The sequence below is a fragment of the Flavobacterium quisquiliarum genome, assembly GCF_019308285.1.
Taxonomy (GTDB): Bacteria; Bacteroidota; Bacteroidia; order Flavobacteriales; family Flavobacteriaceae; genus Flavobacterium; species Flavobacterium quisquiliarum.
Map to the genome: position 1 here is coordinate 1 of NZ_WWEM01000040.1, position 17,909 is coordinate 17,909.

A 17,909-nucleotide genomic window follows, 5' to 3' on the forward strand; every position below is an offset into this window, starting at 1 on the left:
GTTTTGGTTTGGTTACGAAAATTTGGTAACTTAGACTGGAGCAAACCTAATCTTCTTTTTATGTCAAAATCAAAAGAAACTCCGGCACAGATTATCAAAAGATTAGAAAAAGAACTGGCAGATGAAAAACTGAAAAACATGGTTCTTAATACTATGATTGATATTTCTGACAGTCAATATGGAACTCAAATCAGAAAAAAGTTTTCTCCCAAACCATCAGAAGCATCCGGCAGGAAAAAGGAATAAGTATGTCCTATGCCTGTAGATTATTTGGGATAAGCCGACAATCGATTTATCAGCATGAATCACGTTTACTAATACGCGAAGAACAATTGCTCAAAGTTAGGGAACTGGTTGAAAAACAAAGAAGAATAATGCCTAGATTAGGCACAAGAAAACTTTATTTTTTATTGGAGCATTGTTTTGCTGAAAATGGAATTAAAATCGGTAGAGATGCATTTTTCAAGTATTTAAAAAGAGAGCAGCTGCTTATAAAGCCTGCAAAGAGTTATATTAAAACAACTTTTTCTAAACACTGGCTTCATAAATATCCTAATCTTCTAAAAGATATTAATGTGCATAGGCCCGAACAGGTCTTTGTAAGTGATATAACTTATGTAAAATCATATGAAAGAACCCATTATCTCTCATTAGTTACAGACGTTTTCAGCAGGAAAATTGTCGGCTATCATTTAAGTGACGATATGAGTGCAGAGAATGTTGTTAAAGCCCTGAAAATGGCAGTTAAAAATAGAAAAAACAAACTTGCACTTATACATCATTCAGACAGAGGGCTTCAGTATTGTTCCCAGATTTATCAGAATGAATTAAGAAAGAACAATATTGAACCATCAATGACCGATGGATATGATTGCTATCAGAATGCTTTAGCAGAAAGAATCAATGGGATTTTAAAGCATGAATTTTTAATCTATAAATGTAAATCAGCAGTAGAATTAAATAAATTAATTAAAGAATCTATAGAATGCTATAATCAAAAAAGGCCGCATTTAAGCTTGAAAATGAAAACACCTAATTTTGTATATCAAAAAACCAGCAAAGAGAACTTTACTGGTTTTAATTAATATTGTGAAACCTGTCAACCTATTTCAGGACAACTCATTGATAAACTTCTTTTAAAAATAACGCATTGTACTGAAGAACTTGTTATCTATAAATATTTCACTTCTCTGAAACACATAAAAAAAAGGAGCTGTTTTTTAAACAGCTCCTTTTAAGTTTTATACGAATTTAAATTTTAAACTTTTCCTAAAGTGTAAAGTTGTTCCATTGTTGGAGTTGGACTTCCTCCAGCAGGCTCTAAAGTAATTCCAAAAGCTTCTGCAGAATCTGTTTGACTTACAGCAAAGATTTTTTGAGTATTTCCTTCAAAATTATCCAATAAACCGATACTTGTTGGTGTAAGAACCGGACTTAATTTTAAAGACCATACTTGATAAACCATTCCTTTTGGTGGAGTTGGTAATCCAGCAGCATCGATATAAGTCGTTTTAGTTTGCTGGTTCCAGTATACTTTTGCAAAAGAAGTTGGAGAAACTGCCTGACCGCCAAGAGTAACACCAGTATTTTTAATATCTCGAACAATACTTAAGTTTTTCTCTGTTTGTTTATTCTGCTGATCTAAGAAAGCATATTCTCTTTGAATTTTATTTTTCTCATTTCCAAATGTAGAAATAGCGTCTTTGGTTTTTGATAATTCCAAAGTTTGATACCCTAAACCTAACAATAGTAATACAGCGGCGGCCCAGCCCACATATTGAGACCAGTTTGAAGCTGGCTTCATTTCGACTACTTTCCCATGTTTAAGCTCTAGACGAGCTTTAATCTTCTCGAAATTCTCCACAGAATGGAAAGGAGAGAAGCTCGATGATAAAGCTATTACAGCTTTTTCAATAGAAATGATTTCCTGATCTACTTCTGGGGTCTTTTTTGCTAATTCAGCTATTTCTAGGTTTTCCTTTTCGCTTAATAAGCCGTAAACGTACAACTCTAGAATTCCTGATTCTATATATTCTTGTGCTTCCATTATATTTTTAAATAATTACGTAAATCGTTAATACAGTTTCTGTTTTGTGTCTTGATAGTTCCCAGTGGCATTGCCAATTCTTCTGAAGCTTCTTGCTGGGTATATCCTTTAAAGAATAATAAATTAATAATTTCAATACATTTTGGTTTCAGTTTTTTGACAAATTCCTGAATTCCGATTGCATCTAGTTTATTGGCTAATTTATTACTGTCATCTAACAGATTTACGAAATTATCCGAGGAAAGGTTTTTTTGACTGTTATTAAAATTTTTTGAACGAAGCTTATCGATCGAAGTATTTCGAGCAATATTAAGGATCCAAGTGTAAAATCGACCCTTACTTTCATTATAAGAATCGATGTTCTTCCAGATTTTTACGAAGACGTCTTGGAGAACATCTTCCGCTTCTTCTCGATTTTTAATTAAGACATGAATGACGGCAAATAAGCTTTTAGAGTACATATCGTACAAGTGTGTAAAAGCTTTTTCGTCTTTTTTATAAATTAAAACAAGTAACTCTTCTTGACTCATAGATTTGGATTTTTAGATTTAAACTTGAAATTTTAGACATTTAGTGGTAACTGTTATAAAGGTAATTTATTTTTTCTGGATTTTTTTTATTTTTTTTTGTAGTTAAAACCCTAGGAAAATAAAGGGTTTCGAAAAAAAGATGATTTTTTTTACTTTTTTTTAAAACCAAAAACAATCCAATTACGTAAATGATTTTATAAGTAAGAAAAAGATCATAATAATTTGATTCTAAATAACACGCTTTGAATAGTATAACTAAAGTCGTTCTTTAAAAAACAATATTATGGATAGCAAGCAAATAATAAGAATACTCATCGTCGGATTAACCACTGTGTTAGCGATGACCGTTTTTAATGAGAACGACTTTAAAAAAGAAGCGGCAATTATAAGCCAATCTGAAATTTAGTTGAGATTGAAGAATTCATTATAAATAGATAAACTTTTAAGATTATGGATTTTATAAATATTTTCGATTTGCTGGTTTTTATTTTGGTGTTTATTAAGTTGTATAAGCAGTGAGATTGGATATGTTCTTTAAATTTTAGATATAAAAAATAATATAGTTGATGTACTCGGACTTCCAGATTGAAGACTTTTTATTATGTCATAACGATTAAGTAAGATTCAAGTAAATACAATATTACAAGCCATTTGAAAATATTTTGAGGGTGCGTTAGGCATTGGGGGATAAAAAGATTTTCAATACAACCGAGTCATCAACTATAATTTTAATGAGATATTATTTTACTAATAAAAGATTGCATAATAATTAATTCATGGTTTGATTTGTTTGTATGGGGGGAAGCCTAACGTCTGATTAACGTTAGGCTTCATTTTTTTATTTAACTTTTGATTAATAAAATTTAAGTTTTAGTGAAATGTATTTTAGTTAATTTTATAAAAAAATTATACGATGAAAAATATAGCAATTTTAGTTTGCAGTGCATTACTTATGATAACCTCGCAAGTTCAGGCTCAAACGAGTCATAAACCTAAAAAAGAAATTATGGCAAAAGAAAACATTTATCAATTTAAAGTTGAAGATTTATCAGGAGATACTTTTGATTTTGCGTCTTTAAAAGGCAAAAAAATCATGATTGTAAATACGGCTTCAAAATGTGGTTTAACACCTCAGTACAAAGATTTGGAAGCTATTTACAAAGAATATAAAGATAAAGGTTTCGTAATTGTAGGTTTTCCGGCTAATAATTTCGCTTCTCAAGAGCCTGGAACAGCAAAAGAAATTGAAAGTTTCTGTCAACAGAATTATGGTGTAACTTTCCCAATGATGAACAAAGTTTCAGTTAAAGGAAGCGATATGTGTGAGGTTTATAAATTCTTAACTCAGAAATCTAAAAATGGTTTACAAGATTCTGAAGTAGAATGGAATTTCCAAAAATACCTAATTAATGAAAAAGGAGAGTTAGTTAAAGTAATTAAACCAAGAACTCTACCAACTGATCCAGAAGTTGTTAATTGGATAAAAAGTTAAAGAATAAAAAAAAACTCAAATTTGAAATATTTCAAATTTGAGTTTTTTTTTAAGTTTCAAAGATACAAAGTAGCAAAGAGACAGAGTTTAAAAATGAGTTGCGAACTTTGCGAAAACTTCTTGTGTTAGTAGTGATTAAACCAAAATCAGCTGCATGAAAACCAAATCCAGCCAGTGGTCAAATTTGTAGCCTACTTCACGAATGGTTCCCGTTGCCATGAAACCAAATTTTTCGTGAAAAGCAATACTTCCAGCATTATCGGCATCAATGGCGCCAATCATAACGTGATAACCTTGTTCTTTTGCTAGTCGAATTAACTCAGTTAAAAGTTTAGAACCAATTCCTTTTCCAATTATATTATCTACCACATAAACCGAATGTTCTACAGTATATTGATATCCGATTTTTTCGCGAAATTGCCCATAACTTCCAAAACCAACTACTTCACCATCTAAATCTGCAACCACAACCGGAAGATTTTTAGCTTTTTTATCTTCAAACCATTTTTGCTGCACTTCTAAAGTTTGAATTTCATAGCTGTAATTGGCTGTTGTATGTAAAATGGAATGATTTACAATTTCTAGAATTTTTTGCAAATCGTTTTCAGTTGCTGGTCTTAAAATGATACTCATTGTATTTATGTAATTATTTTTTGTTTAATTCGGCCAGTAAAGCGTCAACATCTTTAGAATCCCAGCCCATTTCTTTTGCAATGGCTTTGGCTTCTTTAGCATATTCTAAAGCTTTCTTTTTATCTTTTATTTTGTTATACAGCTTAGCTTCGAGTAAATTTCCGTCATACGAATCATTTAATTCCAAAGAATGATTTACCCAAAAAATAGCTTTTTTCAAGCTTTCTGTATCATTAATATGTTTGAAATAAGTATTCCCAATTTCTTTAAGAAAGCTCGCATCTTTCCAAGCTAATTTCTCAGTATCTTCAAGAGTAACTTTTTTATAAAAATCCCATTTTTCAGTTCTTTCTGCCAAAGTTAAATCAAATTTAAAAACCAGCGAATCTGTTTTCTGTAAACGAATTGATTTTGCTATTTCTCTTTGTTTGTAATAGTTGACAGTATCCAAATTGTCAACCAACGGACGCAAGAGTTCATTTACAATACTTTCAATCTTTCTGTCAATTCTAGTTTGTGAAGCAACAGCAGCAAATTCTTTTTGATGTTTTAAAACATACTGAAATTCTCTGGATTTAATATCTGTAACACCATTTGCAATCACTCTCCAGTTTAATTCACTAACCAATTGAGCATCGGATTGTGTGTTTAAGTAAGTGTGTGTTGCCGGAGACAATTCCGTTCTGTCTTTTCCTTTCTTTAAAGTATTCAAATAAGTGAAGTATTTATCTGAATTACTTGGATCAGCCATAAATTCTTTTTCTAAATAAGGCAACTGCATTTTAGGATTCAATGAATATCGAAGTTCATTTAGAAAATCTGCTTTTTTCATTTCTCCTTTTAAGGCGTAAATCAAGGTTTCATTAGCATCAAGAAACAAAAAAGTAGGAAGTGATTTGGTAGTGAATTTAGTCTTTAAAGCAATTCCTTCTTCTTTCTCGATGTTTTTATATGTGCAGACAAAATTTTTGTTCAAAAAATCCATTACAGCAGGATCGCTCAAAACTTCCGCTTTCATCAAATTACAATGCGGACACCAATCGGCATAAAGCATAATAAAAAGTGGTTTTCCTTCTTTTTTCGCAGTTTCTAAGGCTGTTTTGTAAGGAATATCAACAGGAACAAATTTATTTTGAGAATTTACAGTTTGAAAAGTAACGGCTAAAAAAAGTACTAAAAAGAAACGCATAATTAAGTCAGGCTTTTATTAATAATTCGATTTTACAAATATATCTCCTTTTTTGAGAAAGAGCCTTAATATATTCCTAATTATAACTTAAATCAACTGCGAAGTTTGTAACTTTGTAAGCAAGATTAAGAAAAATCAAATCAGGGATTTTCTTTATAAAAGTAATATACGATCAGAATGATTTACCCCAAAATAGCGCTTGCACAAAGCATTATCGAAATTTTATCTGCCAAAGGCATTACCAATATTATTATTTCTCCAGGATCCAGAAATGCACCTTTAACAATTGGATTTGCTCAAAACCCTAATTTTAAATGTTACAGCATTGCAGACGAACGATGTGCTGCTTTTTTTGCGTTAGGAATCGCACAGCAAACCAAACAGCCAACCGCTGTAGTTTGTACTTCAGGATCTGCTTTATTAAATTATTATCCAGCTTTTGCGGAGGCATTTTACAGTCAGATTCCGTTAATTGTTATTTCTGCTGATCGTCCACAGAGTAAAATTGATATTGGAGACGGACAAACGATTCGCCAGCAAAATGTTTTTCTAAATCATTCGGTTTTCAATGCCAATCTTACGGAAGAAGCTTCAGAAGAAAATGATTTAAAAATCAATCAAGCAATTGAAACGGCGATTTTACAAAAAGGACCAGTTCATATCAATGCCCCTTTTGAAGAACCATTATATGAAACTACAGAAGAACTTTCTATTAAACCAATAATTACCAAGTTCATTTCAAATAATAGTCCGAAAAATATAGAAAATAGTGAGGAATTCATTTCTATTTGGAATAAAGCAAAAAGAAAATTAGTTCTCGTTGGAGTAAATGAAGCCAATACAGTTGATAAGGAAATTGTTGAAAATTTAGCTTCAGATCCTTCAATTGTTGTACTGACAGAAACAACTTCTAATCTTCATCATCCAAATTTTATTAATAGTATTGATACTTTAATTACTCCTTTTGATGATTCTGATTTTGCAGCATTTAATCCAGAAGTTTTAATCACTTTTGGAGGAATGGTCGTTTCTAAAAGAATCAAAGCATTTTTACGAAAATACAAACCAGAACATCATTGGCATATTGACACTTTACGTGCTTACGATACTTTTGGTGCATTGACGAAACATTTTGAAATGCAACTAAATGATTTTTTTAAAGATTTACTTTCAAAAACTTCTTTTGCAGAAAGTGATTATTTTAAAAGTATCGATTCTGTTTACAGAGAAAGACTCGAAAAGAGAAAAGAATATCTAAAAGAAATTGTTTTCTCTGACTTCAAAGTTTTTGAAAAAGTAATTGAATCCCTTCCAGTAAACAGTCAGCTTCAAATAAGTAATAGTTCGGCGATTCGTTACGCTCAACTAATAGATATTGATGAATCGATAGAGGTTTTCTGCAACAGAGGAACTAGCGGAATTGACGGAAGTACTTCAACAGCAATTGGTGCTGCAGTTGGTAATTCAAAACAAAATGTATTTATCACTGGTGATATTAGCTTTTTATATGACAGTAATGCACTTTGGAATTCTTATATTCCTAAAAACTTCAAAATTATTTTAGTAAATAATGGAGGAGGAGGGATTTTCAGAATCCTGCCTGGACATCAGGAAAAACCAGTTTTTAATACTTATTTTGAAACCTCACATCATTTAACTGCTGAACATTTAGCTAAAATGTATCATTGTAATTATTTTGCAGCTAATGATTTGGAATCATTAAATAGCGGTATAAAATCATTGTACAAAACAAATGATGCTCCAACGATTTTGGAAGTTTTCACGCCGACAAACGAAAATGATGTTATTTTGAAGCAGTATTTTAGAAATTTGAATTAAGTATTCTACCTATCATATAAAAAAAAATAGAAATAAAAAGTGTCGTTTAACGGCACTTTTTATTTTATATTAAACATTTTCGATTTAACATTTTCAAACTTCGTACCTTTGCACGACAAAACTTAGTTGCTTAATCAACTTAGAATATTTAAAAAATGCTTGAAATAGGAAAATACAATACTCTTACTATATTACGTGATACCAAAGTTGGTTTATTTTTAGGCGATCCTGAAAATGATCCAGAAGGTGTTCACGATGTTTTATTACCAAACAAATATGTTCCAAAAGAGTTTGAAATAGGGGCAGAATTAATCGTTTTTGTTTATCTGGATCACGAACAGCGTCCAGTTGCAACAACGTTAGTTCCTTATATTTTATTGAATGAATTTGCACTTTTACGTGTCAATTACATTAATAATGTTGGTGCTTTTATGGATTGGGGAATGGAAAAAGATATCCTTGTTCCATTCAAAGAACAAGCCCGTCCAATGGAGAAAGGAAAACGTTATTTAGTTTATTTATATATGGATAAACAAACGAATCGTTTAGTTGCATCCAGCAAAACCAATCAGTTTTTAAGCAACGATCAATTGACAGTTGAAAAAGATGAAGAAGTTGATTTAATCGTTTCTCATATTACCGATATGGGAATCAATGTGATTATAAACGAGCGTCACAAAGGTCTTTTATATAAAGACGAAGTGTATGACGATTCAATTAGAACAGGTCAGAGATTACGTGGTTATATCAAAAATATTAGACCTGATAATAAAATAGATGTGGCGCTTCAAGCGCAGGGATTTGAAAGTATTGAACCTAATGCAGAGAAAATCTTAAGCGAACTAAGAGCAAGCAGAGGATTCTTAAGGTTAAATGATAATTCGCATCCGGAAGATATCAAGACCGTTTTAAAAATGAGTAAAAAATCATTTAAAAAAGCAATTGGCACTTTATATAAAGAGAGACTTATTGAAATTAAAGAAGACGGAATTTATTTAATTAATTAAATTCTAATATCAAAATTCCAAAATCCAAGCTTTGATTGAATACAATAAAACTGGAATTTGGAATTTTTATTTTTTTGCAATTTACGAAGTAAAGTTATTATAACACAAAAGGCTGCCCATTACGAGCAGCCTTTCGCTTTTTATTCTAGTTTTAAAAAAAATTGTAATTAAAAAAAAACAGAAATAAAATAATTCGAATCCATCTCAGAATAATAGCTTTACGTATTTTAGAGATTATTCCATTGACGGTATGTCTTTTAAACAATTCATGTAAATATCTTAAAAGCAAAAAGAGAATTTCACGGCTGTTCCATTGGTTTGTAAAATAACTTTTAGAAAGTGTGAATTAGTATTTTTTCTCTTTTCGTTATCATTTATATACTAATTATAGATACAATTCTAACCTTTAACCTTAGGTGTTACTTTTTTCTTTTTGAAGTTTCGACAAACACATAAATCATTTGCTCTTTACTTTGAGGTTTGTTAGTGAAAACCCTAAAAAAATGAGCGACAAATTTTTTAAATTTTCTCAAAAAAATCATTTTTTAGGTTAATAAATCAGTGAAAGAAAATCAATCTGAAATCAATGAAACAAAATGTATCTCATTGATTTCTAGGGTGTAAAATTAATTATTATTTTTCTAAACTAATGTTAAAAAATGTTATTTTTTGTAAGTAAATACCAATTGTTAACATTGCATATCGATTTCGTCAAGACTTAACCCAAATTGAGTAGGTAAAATTGTAAAAATGACTTATTTTTACACTATAATATTTTAATACAAAAATCAAAATGGATTGGATTACAGCCAGAGAATTTGAAGATATAACTTATAAAAAATGCAACGGAGTAGCTAGAATCGCCTTTAACAGACCGAATGTTAGAAATGCATTCCGCCCAAAAACTACTTCAGAATTATACCAAGCCTTTTATGATGCACAAGAAGACACTTCGATTGGAGTGGTTTTGCTTTCTGCTGAAGGACCTTCAACAAAAGACGGAGTTTATTCTTTCTGCAGCGGTGGAGATCAGAACGCACGTGGACATCAAGGTTATGTTGGTGAAGATGGACAGCACCGTTTAAATATACTAGAAGTACAGCGTTTAATTCGTTTTATGCCAAAAGTGGTAATTGCTGTTGTGCCAGGATGGGCAGTTGGAGGTGGACATAGCTTGCACGTAGTTTGCGATATGACGCTTGCAAGTAAAGAACACGCTATTTTCAAACAAACAGATGCTGATGTAACAAGTTTTGATGGAGGCTATGGATCTGCTTATTTAGCTAAAATGGTAGGTCAGAAAAAAGCTCGTGAAATCTTCTTCTTAGGTAGAAATTATTCTGCACAAGAAGCTTTTGAAATGGGAATGGTAAATGCCGTAATTCCTCATGACGAATTGGAAGCGACTGCATATGAATGGGCTCAGGAAATTCTTCAGAAATCTCCAACTTCTATTAAAATGCTGAAATTCGCCATGAACTTAACAGACGACGGAATGGTTGGACAGCAGGTTTTTGCTGGAGAAGCAACTCGTTTGGCCTATATGACAGAAGAAGCCAAAGAAGGAAGAAATGCTTTCTTAGAAAAGAGAAAACCAAATTTCGGTGAAAATAAATGGTTACCATAATAATTTTAGATTTCTGATTTTAGATTTTAGATTCTTAATCTATTATTTTTAATCAGAATACAATATCTAAAATCTACATTCTAAAATCTAAAATTACAATATGAAACATTGGATTGAAGCCGCAAGATTGCGCACATTGCCTTTATCAGTTTCTGGAATTATAGTTGGAAGTATTTATGCTTTATCAAATCCAACAGAAACTATTAATACACCAACTGAAGTATTCAGCTGGAAGATTTTTGGTTTCGCACTTTTAACAACATTAGGGTTACAGGTTTTATCCAATTTTGCCAATGATTATGGCGATGGAGTAAAAGGTACCGACAACGCAGATCGAGTAGGGCCACAACGCGCTATTCAAAGTGGTGTTATTACGCCTCAAGCAATGAAAAAAGCAATTATAATTACTTCTTTGCTGACTTTATTAACTGCAATAATCTTAATTTATTTTGCTTTTGGCAAAGATAACTTTGGATATTCAATCTTCTTTTTATTACTTGGAATTGCTGCGATTGTTGCTGCAATTAAATACACTGTTGGTAGTTCTGCTTATGGTTACAGAGGTTTTGGAGATGTATTCGTATTTATTTTCTTCGGATTAGTGAGCACTTTGGGAGTAAACTTTTTATATGCAAAAGAAGTAGATCCACTTTTAATTCTTCCGGCCATTTCAATTGGTTTATTGAGTGTAGGAGTTTTGAATTTAAATAATATGCGCGATCAGGAATCAGATAAAAAAGCAGGAAAAAATACTATTGTAGTACAAATTGGCGCTGCAAATGCAAAAGTGTATCATTACACTTTAATTATAACCGCAATGCTTTTGGTTGTAGTTTTTGCTGTTCTAAGCGATTACAACTTTGACCAATATTTGTTTTTATTGGCTTATATTCCTTTAACTAAACATTTAATTACTGTTTATAAAAATCAGAATCCTAAATTGTTAGATCCAGAATTAAAAAAATTAGCATTAAGTACATTTTTACTTTCAATATTATTAACGGTTTGTATGATTTCATTGATTTCAGACATTATTGTAAACCTGTTTTTGGGCGGAAGATAAAAATACTTTAAACTTTAAATTATACAAAAATGAAAATTACATATTACGGACATGCTTCTTTAGGAATTGAAGTAGGAGGAAAAAACATTATCGTGGATCCATTTATTACTGGAAATCCTAAAGCTTCAGGAATTGACATCAATTCGCTAAAAGCAGATTATATCTTGGTTACACATGCACATGGCGACCACGTTTTAGATGTAGAGACTATTGCAAAAAACACAAATGCAGTAATTGTTTCCAATGCAGAAATCGCAACTTACTACGGAAGTAAAGGATTCAATTCACACCCGATGAATCATGGCGGAAGCTGGAAATTTGATTTCGGAAAAGTAAAATATGTAAACGCAATCCATTCAAGCAGTTTTCCTGACGGAACTTACGGAGGAAATCCTGGTGGATTTGTAATCGAAGGCGAACATAAAAACATTTATATCGCTGGAGATACAGCTTTAACTTATGATATGAAATTGATTCCGCTTCGTACAGAATTAGATTTAGTAATTCTTCCAATTGGAGATAACTTTACAATGGATGTCGAAGATGCTATCATTGCTTCAGATTTTGTAGAATGTGACAAAATCTTAGGATATCATTTTGATACTTTTGGATATATCGAGATCAATCACGAAGAATCTATTCGTAAATTTTTCGATAAAGGAAAAGATTTAATGCTTTTAGAAATCGGAGAATCTATTGAATTATAAATATTCCTAAGTATAGCCGAAGAAAGGAGATAATTCCTGATTCGGCTATATCTTTTAAAGGCAAAAAGAAATTGTTATTTGGCACAATCTATGTTATTGAAATACTGGAGTTTTTAAAATAAAAATCATTTTAATCTGTGAAATCTGTGGCAATTCAAACATCCTCACAAAATTCAACTTTCAAAAAATTATTATTAGCTCTTTTTATTGTAATTTCTTATAGCGTTTTTGCTCAAAAAGACGGTTATTGGGATAAAGAGCGAGCAACTACAAAAGAAATTTTGGTTCCAGCACGCGATAGGATCTCTATCGCAACAGAAGATCTTCCCGTTGGAACTACAGAAATCGTTTACCGAATTACACTTTTAGATAAAAATCAAGAACTGACAAATAGCTTGGTTTCTTTATTAAAAGCTATTCCGGATCCAACAGGAGTAAGTCAGGGATCGGCTGGAGCAGTTTTCTTGATGTCTAAAATTTCAGGAGACGACGAATGTACTTACTCAATTTTTACTTCGAATGAAAATGCAAAAAAATACGTTGCAGATGGCAAAATCAGTGAGGCTTGTTATTCTCAAGCTGAACCTGTAAGTAAAGATGCTAAACGTTTGTCTGTTGGTAAATCATCTTGTTTAAAAGAAAACCTCAGTACCATCTGGTTTGGTTTCGAAAGTAAAAACTGGATTTTAAGCCAAAAAGTAGTTTTAGAAGTTGTGCCTTGGGTTGATACTAAGCTGAACCGAGGCTGGAATCAAGACAATAAAAACGAAATCATAAGTTTATGCAAAACTTCCACAATGGCACAAAAAATGGCCAATTCTGATGATTTTTGTGTTTGTATTTTAAATAAAATCATGAAACAATATCGTTATGATGAGTTTCAAAAATTATTGGCTGTTGAAAAAACAAAAGTTTACAAAGATTTTGGAAATGCTTGTTATAAAGACGCAGATATTTCCAAAAATGTCTTTGATGATTTAAGAAAACAAGCGTCTTCTTTAATCAAAACACAAAAATACAATGAAGCGATTCCTAAATTAAATACCATTGTTAGTGAAGGAAAAGCAACAGCTTTAGATTATAGTTCTTTGGGTTATTGTTATATTTTGACTAAACAATATGCAAAAGCTTTAAAAGCACTTCAAGACGGAGAAAAATTGGACGATACAGAGTTATTAGTAAAATTAAATTTGGCACATACTTATTTAGTAAGCAATGATTACAGCGCAGCTAAAGCTATTTACAAAAAATACCAAACTCAGAACGTTACAGACAGCTTAAGCTGGATTGAGAAAACAAAGCTTGATTTTCAAGCTTTTGAAAAAGCAGGTTTACCTTCAAAAGATTTCGAAAAAATCTTAAAATTATACAATTAAGTTTCTTAGATGTGAAGTGCTTCTAGAAAACTCAGCATCTCAGTACCTTAGTATCTTAGCATCTAAAAAAAATGAACGCATCTTATCAAAAATATTTATTAGACTTTAAAAGGCCTTCAGGAACTTCCCGAGGCATTATGACCGAAAAAGAAACCTGGTTTATAATTCTGGAAGAAAATGGCAAAAAAGGAATAGGAGAGTGCGGTATTCTTAGAGGATTAAGCGCAGATGATCGACAAGATTATGAAGAAAAGATAAAATGGGCCTGCGATAATATTCATTTAGGAGAAGAAGCACTTTGGGAAGCATTGTCAGAATTTCCATCAATCCAGTTTGGAATTGAAATGGCTTTTTCATCCTTAAAAAGTGAAAATTCATATCTTTTATTTCCATCAGATTTTACTAGAAATTTAAGTTCAATCAACATAAATGGTCTGGTTTGGATGGGAGAATCTGCTTTTATGAAACAGCAGATTGAAGATAAATTAGCTGCTGGTTTTAATTGTATAAAACTTAAAATTGGAGCAATCGATTTTCAAAAAGAATTGGAATTATTAGCGTTTATAAGAAGTCATTTTTCGCCAGAAGAAATAGAAATTCGAGTAGATGCAAACGGCGCTTTTTCAATAAGTGAAGCTTTAGATAAACTGAATCAATTGAGTCAATTTCATTTACATAGCATTGAACAGCCAATCAAAAAAGGCAATATAAAAGAAATGGAAAAACTTTGTAAAAAAACACCATTTCCAATTGCTTTAGACGAAGAGCTTATTGGTGTATTTACATTAGAAGAAAAAGAAAAATTACTGAAAGAAATAAAACCACAATATATTATTTTAAAGCCAAGTTTTATCGGAGGTTTTAGAGGAACACAAGAATGGATTACACTTGCAGAAAAGTATAATATTGGCTGGTGGATTACTTCTGCTTTAGAAAGTAATATTGGTTTGAATGCCATTGCACAATGGACTTTTCTTCAAAACTCAGAAATGCCACAAGGTTTAGGAACTGGAGCATTATATACTAATAATATAGATTGTCCCTTAGAAGTTAAAAATGGGCAGCTTTGGTATAATATGGAAAAAGAATGGCAGAAAGATTTTTTTAAAGTGACAAAGTAACAAAGCAAAAAAGGTACAAAGTTTTTACTCTGTACCTTTTTTGTATTATTAAAAAAAAGTAAAGAAGACAAAGCTTCAATACAAAAGTTTAAAACCTTTGTAACTTTGTCACTCTGCCTCTCTGAACCTTTAAAAAAATCACTCTTTTCCACCTAAAAGACTATCTTGCCAGTCTTTTAATTCCTGCCATTTCCCCTGATAAGCCATTAAAGCTTGTCTTGCCCAAGTGCTTGGATTATGAATGGCGTAGTTTTCTCCACCAGCATCTAGAATAGACTGTAGTTTTTCCGTTGAAGCCTGAGAAAGATCATACCACGTTTTTATTCCAGCGTCATTGAATAAAGCTTCTATTTTTGGTCCGATTCCTTCTACAACTTTCAAATCATTTTCTTTTATTTTTTTACCGAGAACAGTCACTGCCAATTCACTATTAAATGGAATCACAGTTGGAGCGGTTCCAGCGAATGATTGAGGAGCTGGATTGGCTTTTGCTGCAGCTAAATCGGCTTCTAAAGTAGTAATTCTTGCATTGAGATTTCGTGTATTAGCTTTACAGGCGTCTAAATCTGCCTGAAGCGACAATGCGAGAGAATCATCATTTTTCGAATTCATTTTTCCTAGTAAGTAACCTAAAATTCCACAGATTAATCCCACTAGCACAGGTATTAAGATACAAGGTATATTCATGATCGTATGTTTTGATTAATTATTTAATAGTAATTACGGTTCTTCTGTTTGATGCTTTTCCTTCAGAAGTATTGTTATCTCCAATTGGTTCATCTGGCCCTTTAGATTGCGTTTCAATCCTTGTGGCATCAATACCTTTTTTAGAAAGATAATTTTTAGAAAACTCTGCTCTTTTTTGTCCTAAAACAATGTTTGAATCACGGTTTCCAACATTATCAGAATGACCTACAGCTAAAACAACAGCCTCTTTTACATGTTCTGTATATTTTACAATATCCGCAACTTTTTGTTTTTCAAGAGTGGTTAAAGTTTCCCTAGACTGATTCGTATTGAAATGAAGAATTAAAGGATCTGCATTTATTTTATCCTTTAAAGCTGTCCATTCATCGGTCGTTGCAGCAGTAGCAGTAGAATCTATAGTGTCAAAGGCATAATTTGCTGGGCCTAGAAGTGTATCTGCACTCATTTTCCATTTGTCTATAATTTCACCTTTTGTATTGAATTGTTTTTCTGATAATCCTTCAGAGACAAAATAATTTTTGACTTCGTTTGCTCTTGCCAGACCTAAATTCTCAAATGTGGTGGAATTTGTTTCGTCTGATGTTGCATAGCCCGTTATCGTAACTTTTTGCTGAGGGTTTGAAACCAAGAATGTCTTTAATTTTTGAATACCACTAATGACAGAATCACTGACAGGTATTATTAAAGTTGCGCTGTTTTTAAGGAACTTGAGATTATCATGTGTCTGATATTCAATTCCAGGACCATTTAATACAAACGGAACAAAATTAGGCTCTTGAACAGGTGTTGAAACTGTTTTTGGAGTATCATCCGTTGTAATTTTCTCAGAGCAGTTGCAGCAGAATTTTAGATATAAAAAGGTACCTAAAATAATGGTAATTGCAATGCCTAATAGATAAAGTGCTTTTTTAGACATAGATGATGAAGTTAAGATTCTATCAAATTTAACTAAAAAAATAACACGTAATATATTAATAATCAGTTATTTTAATGTTTTTAATTTGAAGTAAAATATTCAAATTAACATATTTTTCATTTTTTATCTTTTCTCGGACTTGATTAAAATGAGTAACTTGCATCAAAATAATTTACGTTTTAAAATGGTCGAAATAGAAAGAAAATTTCTTGTCAAATCTGACGACTTCAAGAATCAAGCTTTTACTCAAAATAAAATTGCTCAAGGATATCTGAGTTCTGCTCCAGAACGAACCGTTAGAGTTAGAATCAAAGGAAATAAAGGATTTATTACTATTAAAGGAATAAGTCAAGGCGGTGGCATGTCTCGTTTTGAGTGGGAAAACGAAATTCCGTTGGACGAGGCTACAGAACTACTGAAATTGTGCGAGAAAGGTAAAATTGAAAAAACACGTTATGAAATAAAATCAGGAAATCATGTTTATGAAGTTGATGAATTTTATGGAGAAAACGAAGGTTTAGTCATGGCAGAAATAGAATTGAGTTCTGAAACAGAATCTTTTGAAAAACCAGACTGGCTTGGAGAAGAAGTGACCAATGACGAAAGATATTACAACGCTTATTTAAGTAAAAATCCTTTTAAAGACTGGCAGAAATAAAATGACAGAAGCAATATACGACCTAATAATAATAGGCGGAGGACCAATTGGACTTGCCTGCGCCATTGAAGCCGAAAAAAAAAATCTGAAATATTTAATCATAGAAAAAGGTGCAATCGTAAATAGTATTTTTAACTATCCGCTTTATATGACCTTTTTCTCAACAGCAGAAAGATTAGAGATTGGAGACATTCCATTTAATTGTCTAGCACCAAAACCTGGACGTCAGGAAGCTTTAGAATACTATAGAAATATTCATCGTTATTTTAAATTCAATATTAATCTTTTCGAAAAAGTTATCGATGTACAAAAAGACAGCAATGGGAGTTTCCATGTAAAAACAGACAAACAAGAATATCTATCTAAAAATGTAATCATTGCGACCGGTTTTTATGATATTCCAATAGAAATGAATGTTTTAGGAGAAAATTTACCCAAAGTCCGTCATTATTATAAGGAAGCACATGAATATGCTTTTAGAAAAGTTTTGGTCGTTGGAGCCAATAATTCTTCTGTAGATGCAGCTTTAGAATGCTGGAGAAAAGGAGCAGAAGTTACGATGGTGATTCGTAAAAACGAAATCAACAGCCGTGTAAAATATTGGGTAAAACCGGACATAGAAAACCGTATCGAAGAAGGAAGCATTAAAGCTTATTTTCAATCGAATATTACTGAAATCCGCGAAAATGAGGTAGAAATTGAAACGCCAAACGGCAAAATTACAATTGAGAATGATTTCGTTTTAGCCTTAACTGGTTATAAACCAGATTTAAATTTTCTGGAAAAAATGGGAATCCAGCTTTCTGATGATGAATTGAAAATCCCGGTTTACAATTCAGAAACTATGGAAACCAATGTAGAAGGTTTATTTTTGGCTGGTGTAGTTTGCGGCGGTATGCAGACACACAAATGGTTTATAGAAAATTCAAGAATCCACGCTAGTATGATTGTGGATTATATTACTTCTAAATAATTTTTCCGCCACGAATTCACAAA

Annotated in this window: 17 protein-coding genes and 1 pseudogene; 12 read left to right on the forward strand and 6 right to left on the reverse strand. The window is 31.7% G+C overall.

Going from position 1 to position 17,909, the window contains the following annotated elements:
* Positions 1-246: pseudogene (locus tag GSY47_RS23405) on the forward strand (IS3 family transposase); the annotation flags it as partial.
* A 2-nt stretch (positions 247-248) separates the two neighbouring features.
* The gene (locus GSY47_RS23410) at positions 249-1,085 is read left to right on the forward strand and encodes an IS3 family transposase (protein ID WP_219071033.1); all 837 of its coding nucleotides are present in this window, start codon (positions 249-251) and stop codon (positions 1,083-1,085) included.
* Between the two features lie 173 nt (positions 1,086-1,258).
* Here the strand turns inward: GSY47_RS23410 and GSY47_RS23415 are convergent, their stop codons facing one another.
* Together GSY47_RS23415 and GSY47_RS23420 are read right to left on the reverse strand one after the other, a co-directional pair.
* Positions 1,259-2,047: an anti-sigma factor gene (locus GSY47_RS23415; protein WP_179004327.1), complete on the reverse strand. Its 789-nt coding sequence runs from the start codon at positions 2,045-2,047 to the stop codon at positions 1,259-1,261.
* Positions 2,047-2,577, reverse strand: coding sequence for an RNA polymerase sigma factor (locus GSY47_RS23420; protein WP_179004329.1), 531 nt, complete (start codon positions 2,575-2,577; stop codon positions 2,047-2,049). The genes GSY47_RS23415 and GSY47_RS23420 overlap by 1 nt, the downstream gene beginning before the upstream one ends.
* Before the next feature lie 913 nt (positions 2,578-3,490).
* Here GSY47_RS23420 and GSY47_RS23425 point away from each other — a divergent pair.
* Positions 3,491-4,069, forward strand: a complete 579-nt coding sequence (locus GSY47_RS23425; RefSeq protein ID WP_219071552.1) for a glutathione peroxidase — start codon at positions 3,491-3,493, stop codon at positions 4,067-4,069.
* 135 nt (positions 4,070-4,204) lie between these two features.
* Here the strand turns inward: GSY47_RS23425 and GSY47_RS23430 are convergent, their stop codons facing one another.
* Positions 4,205-4,702: a GNAT family N-acetyltransferase gene (locus GSY47_RS23430; protein WP_179004332.1), complete on the reverse strand. Its 498-nt coding sequence runs from the start codon at positions 4,700-4,702 to the stop codon at positions 4,205-4,207.
* Between the two features lie 13 nt (positions 4,703-4,715).
* Positions 4,716-5,891 (reverse strand): thioredoxin family protein, encoded by a 1,176-nt coding sequence (locus tag GSY47_RS23435; RefSeq protein ID WP_179004334.1) that lies wholly within the window; start codon positions 5,889-5,891, stop codon positions 4,716-4,718.
* A gap of 177 nt (positions 5,892-6,068) precedes the next feature.
* Between GSY47_RS23435 and menD the strand changes: the two genes are divergently transcribed.
* The 7 genes from menD to GSY47_RS23470 all read left to right on the forward strand — a co-directional run bounded on the left by menD (position 6,069) and on the right by GSY47_RS23470 (position 14,631).
* Positions 6,069-7,730 (forward strand): 2-succinyl-5-enolpyruvyl-6-hydroxy-3-cyclohexene-1-carboxylic-acid synthase, encoded by a 1,662-nt coding sequence (gene menD, locus GSY47_RS23440; RefSeq protein ID WP_179004335.1) that lies wholly within the window; start codon positions 6,069-6,071, stop codon positions 7,728-7,730.
* A gap of 155 nt (positions 7,731-7,885) precedes the next feature.
* A complete protein-coding gene (locus GSY47_RS23445) occupies positions 7,886-8,737 on the forward strand; it encodes a CvfB family protein (protein ID WP_219071553.1) in 852 nt (283 codons plus the stop codon).
* 793 nt (positions 8,738-9,530) lie between these two features.
* Positions 9,531-10,364, forward strand: coding sequence for a 1,4-dihydroxy-2-naphthoyl-CoA synthase (locus GSY47_RS23450; protein ID WP_053473251.1), 834 nt, complete (start codon positions 9,531-9,533; stop codon positions 10,362-10,364).
* Between the two features lie 100 nt (positions 10,365-10,464).
* Entirely contained in the window at positions 10,465-11,427 is a 963-nt protein-coding gene (gene menA, locus GSY47_RS23455; RefSeq protein ID WP_179004339.1) for a 1,4-dihydroxy-2-naphthoate octaprenyltransferase, read from the forward strand.
* Positions 11,428-11,456: 29 nt separating this feature from the next.
* Complete coding sequence (locus tag GSY47_RS23460; RefSeq protein ID WP_179004341.1) at positions 11,457-12,134, forward strand: metal-dependent hydrolase; 678 nt, start codon at positions 11,457-11,459, stop codon at positions 12,132-12,134.
* A gap of 137 nt (positions 12,135-12,271) precedes the next feature.
* On the forward strand, positions 12,272-13,510 hold the full coding sequence (locus GSY47_RS23465) for a tetratricopeptide repeat protein (protein WP_179004343.1): 1,239 nt from the start codon (positions 12,272-12,274) through the stop codon (positions 13,508-13,510).
* A gap of 71 nt (positions 13,511-13,581) precedes the next feature.
* Complete coding sequence (locus GSY47_RS23470) at positions 13,582-14,631, forward strand: o-succinylbenzoate synthase (RefSeq protein WP_179004345.1); 1,050 nt, start codon at positions 13,582-13,584, stop codon at positions 14,629-14,631.
* A gap of 138 nt (positions 14,632-14,769) precedes the next feature.
* Here GSY47_RS23470 and GSY47_RS23475 read toward each other — a convergent pair whose 3' ends face one another.
* Together GSY47_RS23475 and GSY47_RS23480 are read right to left on the reverse strand one after the other, a co-directional pair.
* Positions 14,770-15,318 carry a hypothetical protein gene (locus GSY47_RS23475; RefSeq protein ID WP_179004347.1) on the reverse strand — a complete coding sequence of 183 codons (549 nt, stop codon included), beginning with the start codon at positions 15,316-15,318 and terminating at the stop codon, positions 14,770-14,772.
* A 19-nt stretch (positions 15,319-15,337) separates the two neighbouring features.
* Entirely contained in the window at positions 15,338-16,255 is a 918-nt protein-coding gene (locus GSY47_RS23480; protein ID WP_179004349.1) for an OmpA family protein, read from the reverse strand.
* Between the two features lie 184 nt (positions 16,256-16,439).
* On the opposite strand from GSY47_RS23480, the gene GSY47_RS23485 reads away from it, so the two are divergent.
* Positions 16,440-16,913, forward strand: coding sequence for a CYTH domain-containing protein (locus GSY47_RS23485; protein ID WP_179004853.1), 474 nt, complete (start codon positions 16,440-16,442; stop codon positions 16,911-16,913).
* A gap of 1 nt (position 16,914) precedes the next feature.
* Positions 16,915-17,886 (forward strand): YpdA family putative bacillithiol disulfide reductase, encoded by a 972-nt coding sequence (locus tag GSY47_RS23490; protein ID WP_179004351.1) that lies wholly within the window; start codon positions 16,915-16,917, stop codon positions 17,884-17,886.
* The last annotated feature ends 23 nt before the right edge of the window (positions 17,887-17,909 follow it).

Excerpts from the sequence above, each read along its gene's own strand:
- menD (WP_179004335.1), top strand. The coding sequence starts at position 6,069 with ATGATTTACCCCAAAATAGCGCTTGCACAAAGCATTATCGAAATTTTA.
- menA (WP_179004339.1), top strand. The coding sequence starts at position 10,465 with ATGAAACATTGGATTGAAGCCGCAAGATTGCGCACATTGCCTTTATCA.
- GSY47_RS23435 (WP_179004334.1), bottom strand. The coding sequence starts at position 5,891 with ATGCGTTTCTTTTTAGTACTTTTTTTAGCCGTTACTTTTCAAACTGTA.
- GSY47_RS23480 (WP_179004349.1), bottom strand. The coding sequence starts at position 16,255 with ATGTCTAAAAAAGCACTTTATCTATTAGGCATTGCAATTACCATTATT.
- GSY47_RS23430 (WP_179004332.1), bottom strand. The coding sequence starts at position 4,702 with ATGAGTATCATTTTAAGACCAGCAACTGAAAACGATTTGCAAAAAATT.
- GSY47_RS23485 (WP_179004853.1), top strand. The coding sequence starts at position 16,440 with ATGGTCGAAATAGAAAGAAAATTTCTTGTCAAATCTGACGACTTCAAG.
- GSY47_RS23450 (WP_053473251.1), top strand. The coding sequence starts at position 9,531 with ATGGATTGGATTACAGCCAGAGAATTTGAAGATATAACTTATAAAAAA.
- GSY47_RS23460 (WP_179004341.1), top strand. The coding sequence starts at position 11,457 with ATGAAAATTACATATTACGGACATGCTTCTTTAGGAATTGAAGTAGGA.
- GSY47_RS23425 (WP_219071552.1), top strand. The coding sequence starts at position 3,491 with ATGAAAAATATAGCAATTTTAGTTTGCAGTGCATTACTTATGATAACC.
- GSY47_RS23445 (WP_219071553.1), top strand. The coding sequence starts at position 7,886 with ATGCTTGAAATAGGAAAATACAATACTCTTACTATATTACGTGATACC.
- GSY47_RS23420 (WP_179004329.1), bottom strand. The coding sequence starts at position 2,577 with ATGAGTCAAGAAGAGTTACTTGTTTTAATTTATAAAAAAGACGAAAAA.
- GSY47_RS23470 (WP_179004345.1), top strand. The coding sequence starts at position 13,582 with ATGAACGCATCTTATCAAAAATATTTATTAGACTTTAAAAGGCCTTCA.
- GSY47_RS23490 (WP_179004351.1), top strand. The coding sequence starts at position 16,915 with ATGACAGAAGCAATATACGACCTAATAATAATAGGCGGAGGACCAATT.
- GSY47_RS23415 (WP_179004327.1), bottom strand. The coding sequence starts at position 2,047 with ATGGAAGCACAAGAATATATAGAATCAGGAATTCTAGAGTTGTACGTT.
- GSY47_RS23475 (WP_179004347.1), bottom strand. The coding sequence starts at position 15,318 with ATGAATATACCTTGTATCTTAATACCTGTGCTAGTGGGATTAATCTGT.
- GSY47_RS23410 (WP_219071033.1), top strand. The coding sequence starts at position 249 with ATGTCCTATGCCTGTAGATTATTTGGGATAAGCCGACAATCGATTTAT.